We start from the raw sequence: 7883 nt of genomic DNA on the forward strand, positions 1-7883 counted from the left end.
CTTCCTCACCGGGGGCGCCATCCACGGCAAGCCGCACCGGCCCGACGTGGCCCGCGAGCGCTGGCTCGCGCAGAACGGCGGCCACGGCGACCTGTGGTCGGGGCACTGGCTGATCGATCACCGGGGTGGCCGCGCGAACGCGGCGGTGGGACGGGCGGATGTCGCGACCGTGCGGTTCGCCGCGCTCGACGACGCCGAGATCGACGCGTACATCGCGACCGGCGAGCCGCTGCTCGTGGCCGGCGCCTTCACGATCGACAGCCTGGGCGGTCCGTTCATCCGACGGGTGGAGGGCGACCCGTCGACCGTCGTGGGCCTCTCGCTGTCGACGCTGCGCGACCTGGTGCGCGAGCTCGGCGTCGAGTGGACCGCGCTCTGGAACCGGGCCTGACCGGCGGAATCAGCGGCCCCGCGGCATGCGTCGTCCCCGCGACCATTGTCGACGCCCGCAAGGGTTGCGTTCCTTTTTTGTGGAAGCAACCCAAAGGCCTTCGGGGGGCGGCCAATAGGCTTGAGCATTATGCCGCGCATCACGAAGGTCCTCATCGCCAACCGTGGCGAGATCGCCGTCCGCGTCATCCGGGCCGCCCGTGACGCCGGCATCGGCTCCGTCGCCGTCTACGCCGACCAGGACCGCGATGCCCGTCACGCCAAGCTCGCCGACGAGGCCTACGCGCTCGACGGCACCACGAGCGCCGAGACGTACCTCGTCATCGACAAGCTGCTCTCGGTGGCCCGCCGCTCGGGCGCCGACGCCGTGCACCCGGGCTACGGCTTCCTCGCCGAGAACTCCGACTTCGCCCGTGCCGTGATCGACGCCGGCCTCATCTGGATCGGTCCCTCGCCGGAGGCCATCGAGCGCCTCGGCGACAAGGTCTCGGCCCGCCACGTCGCCGAGAAGGTCGGCGCCCCGCTCGCGCCGGGCACGTTGAACCCGGTGGCGGATGCCTCGGAGGTGCTCGACTTCGTCGACGTGCACGGCCTGCCCGTGGCGATCAAGGCCGCCTTCGGCGGCGGCGGCCGCGGCCTCAAGGTCGCCCGCACGCGCGAGGAGGTGCCCGAGCTCTTCGAGTCGGCCACCCGCGAGGCGGTCGCCGCCTTCGGTCGCGGGGAGTGCTTCGTCGAGAAGTACCTCGACAAGCCCCGCCACGTCGAGACCCAGTGCCTCGCCGACGCGCACGGCAACGTCGTCGTGGTGTCCACCCGCGACTGCTCGCTGCAGCGCCGACACCAGAAGCTCGTCGAGGAGGCGCCGGCGCCGTTCCTCACCGAGGAGCAGAACCGCCTGCTGTACGAGGCGTCGAAGGCGATCCTCAAGGAGGTCGGCTACGTCGGCGCCGGCACGTGCGAGTTCCTCATCGGCCAGGACGGCACGGTCTCGTTCCTCGAGGTCAACACACGCCTCCAGGTCGAGCACCCCGTCTCCGAGGAGGTCACCGGCCTCGACCTCGTGCGCGAGCAGTTCCGCCTCGCGGAGGGCGGCGTGCTCGACTACCCCGACCCCGTCGCATCCGGCCACTCGATCGAGTTCCGCATCAACGGCGAGGACCCGGGCCGCAACTTCCTGCCCTCCCCCGGGCCAGTGCACGTGCTCCGCTTCCCCGGCGGACCCGGCGTGCGAGTGGACTCCGGTGTCACCACCGGCGACGAGATCTCGGGCGCCTTCGACTCGCTGCTCGCGAAGCTCATCGTCACCGGCTCCTCCCGCACCGACGCCCTGGAGCGCGCCCGCCGCGCCCTCGACGAGTTCGAGGTCGCCGGACTACCCACCGTGCTGCCCTTCCACCGCGACATCGTGCGCAACCCGGCATTCGCGCCCGACGGCGACGCGCCGTTCTCCGTCTACACGCGGTGGATCGAGACCGAATACGACAACCGCATCGAGCCGTGGTCGGGCGAGCTTGCCGAGTCCGCGGCGCCGGCCGACCGCAGCAGCGTCGTCGTCGAGGTCGCCGGACGCCGCATCGAGGTCAGCCTCCCGAAGAAGCTCGTGAGCGGCACGTCCGCCGGCAGCGCGGCGACGGCCGGGCCCGCTCCCCGCCGCCGGACGGCCGCCCACGCCGTCGACACGGCGACGGGCGACGCCGTCAAGGCGCCGATGCAGGCCACGGTGGTCAAGGTCGCCGTCGCCGAAGGCGACAAGGTCGTCAAGGGCGACCTGGTGCTCGTGCTCGAGGCGATGAAGATGGAGCAGCCCATCATGGCGCACAAGGACGGCGTCATCGGCCTGGTGAACGCCGAGGCGGGCTCCACCGTCTCGAGCGGCCACCTGCTGCTCGCCATCAAGGACGCGCCGGCGGCCTGAGTCCGCTCGGCCCGACGCGCGTCCGGCTGGTCCGGCAGGTCCTGCTCGCGCCTCAGTCGGCCGCCGGCGCGCCCTGCGGCGTCGGCAGCTCGACCTCGCTGACGCCCGCGTTGCCCCAGCGGGAGCGGCGGCGTCCGTAGAGCAGGTAGACGACGACGCCGATCACGAGCCAGACGAAGAACCGCACCCACGTCAGGGTCGTCAGGTTGAGCATCAGCCAGAAGCAGAGCACGGCTGAGATGATCGGCAGCACCGGCGACCACGGCACGCGGAAGCCGCGGGGCAGGTCGGGACGCGTGCGCCGCAGCACGATGATGCCGAGGCTCACCAGCACGAACGCCGAGAGCGTGCCGATGTTGATCATCTCCTCGAGCAGGCCAACGTCGGTGAACGCCGCGACCAGGGCGACGATCGTGCCGCCGATGATCTGGATCCGTGCCGGCGTCTTGGTTCGCTCCGTGGTCTTCGAGAGCCAGCGCGGCAGGAGCCCGTCACGGCTGAGGGCGAACACGATGCGAGACAGGCCGAGCAGCAGCACCATGATGACCGTCGTGAGCCCCGCGAGCGCGCCGATCGAGATCACCGCGGAGGCCCAGTCCTGTCCGACCAGTCGGAACGCGGTCGCGAGCGACGGCGTCTCCTCTGCCGCCAGCTCGGTGTACGACACCATGCCGGTCATCACGATCGAGACGAGCACGTAGAGCAGCGTGACGATGCCGAGCCCGAGGAAGATGCCCCGCGGCAGGCGCTTCTGCGGCTCGCGCACTTCCTCGGCGCTCGTGGCCACCACGTCGAACCCGATGAACGCGAAGAACACGAGCGAGGCGGCCGAGAGCATGCCGAAGATGCCGTACTTCGCCGGCTCGGCTCCGGTGGCCCAGGCGAACAGCGACTGCGTCCAGACGTCGCTCGAGCCGCCCTCGGTGGGGACCGCCTCGGGGATGAACGGCACGTAGTTGGCGCCGTTGATGAAGAAGAACCCCACCACGATGACGAACAGCACGATCGCGACCTTGATGATCGTGAACACCGACCCCACGCGGGCCGTGAGCTTCGTGCCCGCGACGAGCAGCACCGTGAAGACCGCGACGATGAGGAAGGACGGCCAGCTCACGTCGATGCCCGCGATCTCGAGCGTGGCCGGGAACGGCAGCCCGAACGCGAGCAGCGCCTCACCGAGGTAGACGCCCCAGTACTTGGCGAGCACGGCCGCGCCCGTGAACATCTCGAGGATGAGGTCCCAGCCGATGATCCAGGCGAGCAGTTCGCCCATCGTCGCGTACGTGAACGTGTACGCGCTTCCGGCGACCGGCACCGTCGAGGCGAACTCGGCGTAGCACATGATCGCGAGGCCGCACGTGACGGCCGCGAGGATGAACGAGACGATCACGCTCGGCCCGGCGAAGTTCGCCGCGGCCTGCGCGCCCACCGAGAAGATGCCCGCGCCCACCGCGACGGCGATGCCCATGAGCGCCAGGTCCCACGTGCCGAGCGATCGCCTGAGGCTGCGCTCGTGGTCAGCGGCGTCGGCCATCGACGCCTCGACGGACTTCACTCGCAGATTCATGGATCTCCCCCGAGTCCCTGTGCGCCGCCCCGCTGCGCCGCGTCGCGTCTCAGCGTAYGACGTGCATGGCCCTCGCGGCATCCGTCAGCGAACCGGTCAGCGACGGATAGATCGGGAAGGCCTCGGCGAACTGGTCGACCGTGAGCCGATGCTCCACCGCGAGGGTGAGCGGGAAGATCAGGTCGGAGGCGCGAGGGGCGACGATCACGCCGCCGATGATCGCGCCCGAGCCGTTCGACGCGAACAGCTTGACGAATCCGTCGCGGATGCCCATCATCTTCGCGCGCGGGTTCGAGGCGAGCGGGAGCTTGTAGATGACGCCCGGCACGACGCCCTCCTCGATGTCCTTCTGCGTCCACCCGACGGTCGCGATCTCGGGCTGCGTGAAGATGTTCGAGGTGATGTTGCGCTCCTCGGGCGGGTCGACGATGTCGCCCATCGCGTGGAACACCGCGGTGCGGCCCTGCATCGACGCGACCGACGCCAGCGGGATGTAGGTCGTGCAGTCGCCGGCGGCGTAGATGTTGGGGATGGAGGTGCGCGCGACGCGGTTCACCCGGATGTGCCCGCTGTCGGAGAGCTGCACCCCGGCCTCCTCGAGGCCGATGCCCGCCGTGTTCGGCACCGAGCCGACCGCCATGAGGCAGTGGCTGCCGCGCACCTCGCGCCCGTCGGTCAGCGTGGCCACGACCCCGTCGCCGTCGCGCACGACCGACTCGGCCCGCGACTTGTTCAGCACCTTCATGCCGTTGCGCTTGAAGACCTTCTCGATGACGGATGCCGCGTCCGCGTCCTCGCCCGGAAGCACCTGGTCGCGGCTCGAGATGAGCGTCACCTTCGAGCCGAGCGCGCGGTACGCGGAGGCGAACTCGGCGCCCGTCACGCCCGAGCCGACCACGATGAGGTGCTCGGGGATCTCGGGCAGGTCGTAGAGCTGGGTCCACGTGAGGATGCGCTCGCCGTCGGGCACGGCCGAGGGGAGGATGCGCGGCGTGGCGCCCACCGAGATGACGAGGGTGTCGGCCTCGATGCGGTCGAAGTCGGTGCCGCCCTTTGCCGTGGCGACGATGATCGCGTTCGAGCCGTCGAGCCGGCCCTCGCCCTGCACGAGGTTCACCCCGGCATCCATGAGGTTCGAGCGCATGTCCTCGGACTGCTGGGCCGCGAGCCCCAGGAGGCGCTTGTTCACCGCCGCGAGGTTGATGGCCACGCTGGGCTTCACCGCCTTGTCGGACTGCCCCTTGGCGTAGAACTGCACGCCCAGGTCGGCCGCCTCCTTCACGGCGTTGGACGCCTCGGCGGTGGCGATGAGCGACTTCGAGGGCACGACGTCGGTGAGCACCGCGGAGCCGCCGACCCCCGCCCGTTCGATGAGTGTCACCTCCGCTCCCAGTCGGGCGCCCGCGAGGGCGGCCTCATATCCGCCGGGTCCTCCTCCGAGGACGGCGATCCGTTGCGTGCGCTCGAACTCGTAGGCCATGCTCACATTCTGTCGTATGTGCGCGGCGAGCCAGCAAACGAGCACGCGCCAGCGGCGGCATCCGCGCCGTCATTAGAGTGGTGGGATGCACGGTGCCAACCCGCTCGACGACCCCACAGCCGACTCCTTCGCMATCGCCGCCGAGGCCGCGGCGAGGATCGCGGAGCTCACGGGGGTCGAACGCCATGACGTGGCCCTCACCCTCGGCAGCGGCTGGGGCCGCGCGGCCGACCTCATCGGCGAGACGACCCACACCATCCCCGCCGCCGACGTGCCCGGCTTCTCGAAGCCCGCGCTCGAGGGCCACGTGGGCACGCTGCGCTCGGTGGCGCTGCCGAACGGCAGGCGCGCGCTCGTCATCGGCGCGCGCACCCACTACTACGAGGGGCACGGCGTGCGCCGCGTCGTGCACTCCGTGCGCACCGCCGCCGCCACTGGTGCCACCACGATGATCCTCACGAACGGCGCCGGCGGCATCCGCGAGACGTGGACCCCGGGCACGCCCGTGCTGATCAGCGACCACATCAACCTCACGGCCGACTCCCCCCTCGAGGGCGCGACGTTCATCGACCTCACCGACCTCTACTCGCGTCGCCTGCGCGACCTCGCGCGCTCCATCGACCCCTCCCTCGACGAGGGCGTCTACTGCCAGTTCCGCGGGCCGCACTACGAGACGCCCGCCGAGGTGCAGATGGCCAAGGCCATCGGCGGCCACATCGTGGGCATGTCCACCGCGCTCGAGGCGATCGCCGCCCGCCAGGCCGGCATGGAGATCCTCGGCATGTCGCTCATCACCAACCTCGCCGCCGGCATCCAGACGACGCCGCTCAGCCACGAGGAGGTCATCGAAGCCGGTCGCGCCGCCGAATCCGTGATCTCCGACCTGCTCGCGAAGATCGTCGCAGAGCTGTAGGAGACACGGATGCCGCAGACGAACGACGCCGACGCCGAACGGCTCGCCCTCGCCGAGTCCTGGATCGCCCAGGACCCCGATCCCGAGACCCGCGCCGAGCTGGCCGCCCTCGTCGAGGGAGCGCGCACCGGCGACGCGGCAGCCGTCGCCGACCTCGCCGACCGCTTCGACACCCGACTCGCGTTCGGCACCGCCGGGCTCCGCGGCGAGATCGCCGCCGGCCCCAACCGGATGAACCGCGTGCTCGTGTCGCAGGCCGCCGCGGGCCTCGCCGCCTACCTGGTCGAGCGCGCAGAGCCCGGCGAGACGCCCTCGGTCGTCATCGGCTACGACGGACGCAAGAACTCCGCCGTCTTCGCCCGCGACTCCGCCGAGATCATGGCCGGCGCAGGGGTTCGGGCGCTGCTGCTGCCGACGCTGCTCCCGACGCCGGTCCTCGCATTCGCCGTGCGTCACCTCGGCACCGCTGCCGGCGTGATGGTGACCGCATCGCACAATCCCCCGAACGACAACGGCTACAAGGTGTACCTCGGCGGCAGCGACCACGGCTCGCAGATCGTCGCGCCCGCCGACGCCGAGATCGCCGCGCACATCGAGCGCGTGGCTGCGACCGTGAGCGTGCCGCAGCTGCCGCGCGGCGCGTTCGAAACGGTCGGCGAAGACCTCCTCGAGGAGTACATCCGCCGCACCGCCCTGGTCGCCGACCCGCCCGCCGCGCAGCCCCGGGTCGTCTACACCGCGATGCACGGCGTCGGGTGGGCGACGGCTGCTCGCGTCTTCGCGGAAGCCGGCTTCGACGCTCCGGCGCCCGTGGCGGCCCAGATCTCCCCCGATCCCGCGTTCCCCACCGTCGCGTTCCCGAATCCCGAGGAGCCCGGGGCGATGGACCTCAGCTTCGAGGAGGCCCGCGCCGTCGGCGCGGAGCTCGTGATCGCCAACGACCCCGACGCCGACCGGCTGGCGGTCGCCATCCCCGACCCTGGCGCCGAGGGCGGCTACCGACGCCTCAGCGGCAATGAGGTCGGGCTGCTCCTCGGATGGCGCGCAGCTCGCCACGCCGCCGACCCTTCCGGCGACTCCGGACCGAACGGGGCGCTCGCGTGCTCGATCGTGTCGTCACCGGGCCTCGAGGCCGTCGCGCAGGCATACGACCTCGACTTCGAGGCGACGCTCACCGGATTCAAGTGGATCTCCCGCGCGCCCGGGCTCGTGTTCGGCTTCGAGGAGGCGCTCGGCTACCTGGTGAACCCCGAGACCGTGCGCGACAAGGACGGCATCTCGGCCGCCGTCGCGTTCCTCTCGCTGGCCGCCGAGCTGAAGGCGCGCGGCCGCACGGTCGCCGACCATCTCGACGAGTTCGTCGAGCGGTTCGGATGCTTCGCCTCGACGCAGGTCTCGCTGCGCGTCACCGACCTCTCGCGCATCGGCGCCATCATGGCGCGGCTCCGCGCCGAGCCGCCCGCCTCCGTCGGCGGCATCCGCGTCGAGCGCATCGAGGACCTCGCCGACGGCTTCGGCGCGCTCCCGCCCTCCGACGTGCTGCGGATCGTGCTCGAGGGCGGCGCCCGCGTCATGGTGCGGCCGAGCGGCACCGAGCCCAAGCTGAAGGTCTACATCG

Annotated in this window: 6 protein-coding genes; 4 read left to right on the forward strand and 2 right to left on the reverse strand. The window is 71.2% G+C overall.

Features of this window, described 5'->3' with window-relative positions; genetic code table 11:
• Nucleotides 1-391 (forward strand): Maf family protein (locus AC1DY2_RS11475; protein WP_476762551.1); only part of this gene is annotated, 391 nt, incomplete at its 5' end.
• 129 nt (nucleotides 392-520) lie between these two features.
• The gene (locus AC1DY2_RS11480) at nucleotides 521-2305 is read left to right on the forward strand and encodes an acetyl/propionyl/methylcrotonyl-CoA carboxylase subunit alpha (RefSeq protein ID WP_476762552.1); all 1785 of its coding nucleotides are present in this window, start codon (nucleotides 521-523) and stop codon (nucleotides 2303-2305) included.
• A 52-nt stretch (nucleotides 2306-2357) separates the two neighbouring features.
• Here AC1DY2_RS11480 and AC1DY2_RS11485 read toward each other — a convergent pair whose 3' ends face one another.
• Nucleotides 2358-3872: an APC family permease gene (locus AC1DY2_RS11485; protein ID WP_476762553.1), complete on the reverse strand. Its 1515-nt coding sequence runs from the start codon at nucleotides 3870-3872 to the stop codon at nucleotides 2358-2360.
• Between the two features lie 49 nt (nucleotides 3873-3921).
• Nucleotides 3922-5352, reverse strand: a complete 1431-nt coding sequence (locus tag AC1DY2_RS11490) for an NAD(P)H-quinone dehydrogenase (RefSeq protein WP_476762554.1) — start codon at nucleotides 5350-5352, stop codon at nucleotides 3922-3924.
• A gap of 85 nt (nucleotides 5353-5437) precedes the next feature.
• Here AC1DY2_RS11490 and AC1DY2_RS11495 point away from each other — a divergent pair, with 85 nt between their 5' ends.
• Together AC1DY2_RS11495 and AC1DY2_RS11500 are read left to right on the forward strand one after the other, a co-directional pair.
• Nucleotides 5438-6265: a purine-nucleoside phosphorylase gene (locus tag AC1DY2_RS11495; RefSeq protein WP_476762555.1), complete on the forward strand. Its 828-nt coding sequence runs from the start codon at nucleotides 5438-5440 to the stop codon at nucleotides 6263-6265.
• 9 nt (nucleotides 6266-6274) lie between these two features.
• A partial coding sequence (locus tag AC1DY2_RS11500) for a phospho-sugar mutase (protein WP_476762556.1) occupies nucleotides 6275-7883 on the forward strand: 1609 nt, incomplete at its 3' end.

It is taken from the genome of Agromyces sp. P1_H4 (genome assembly GCF_056405255.1).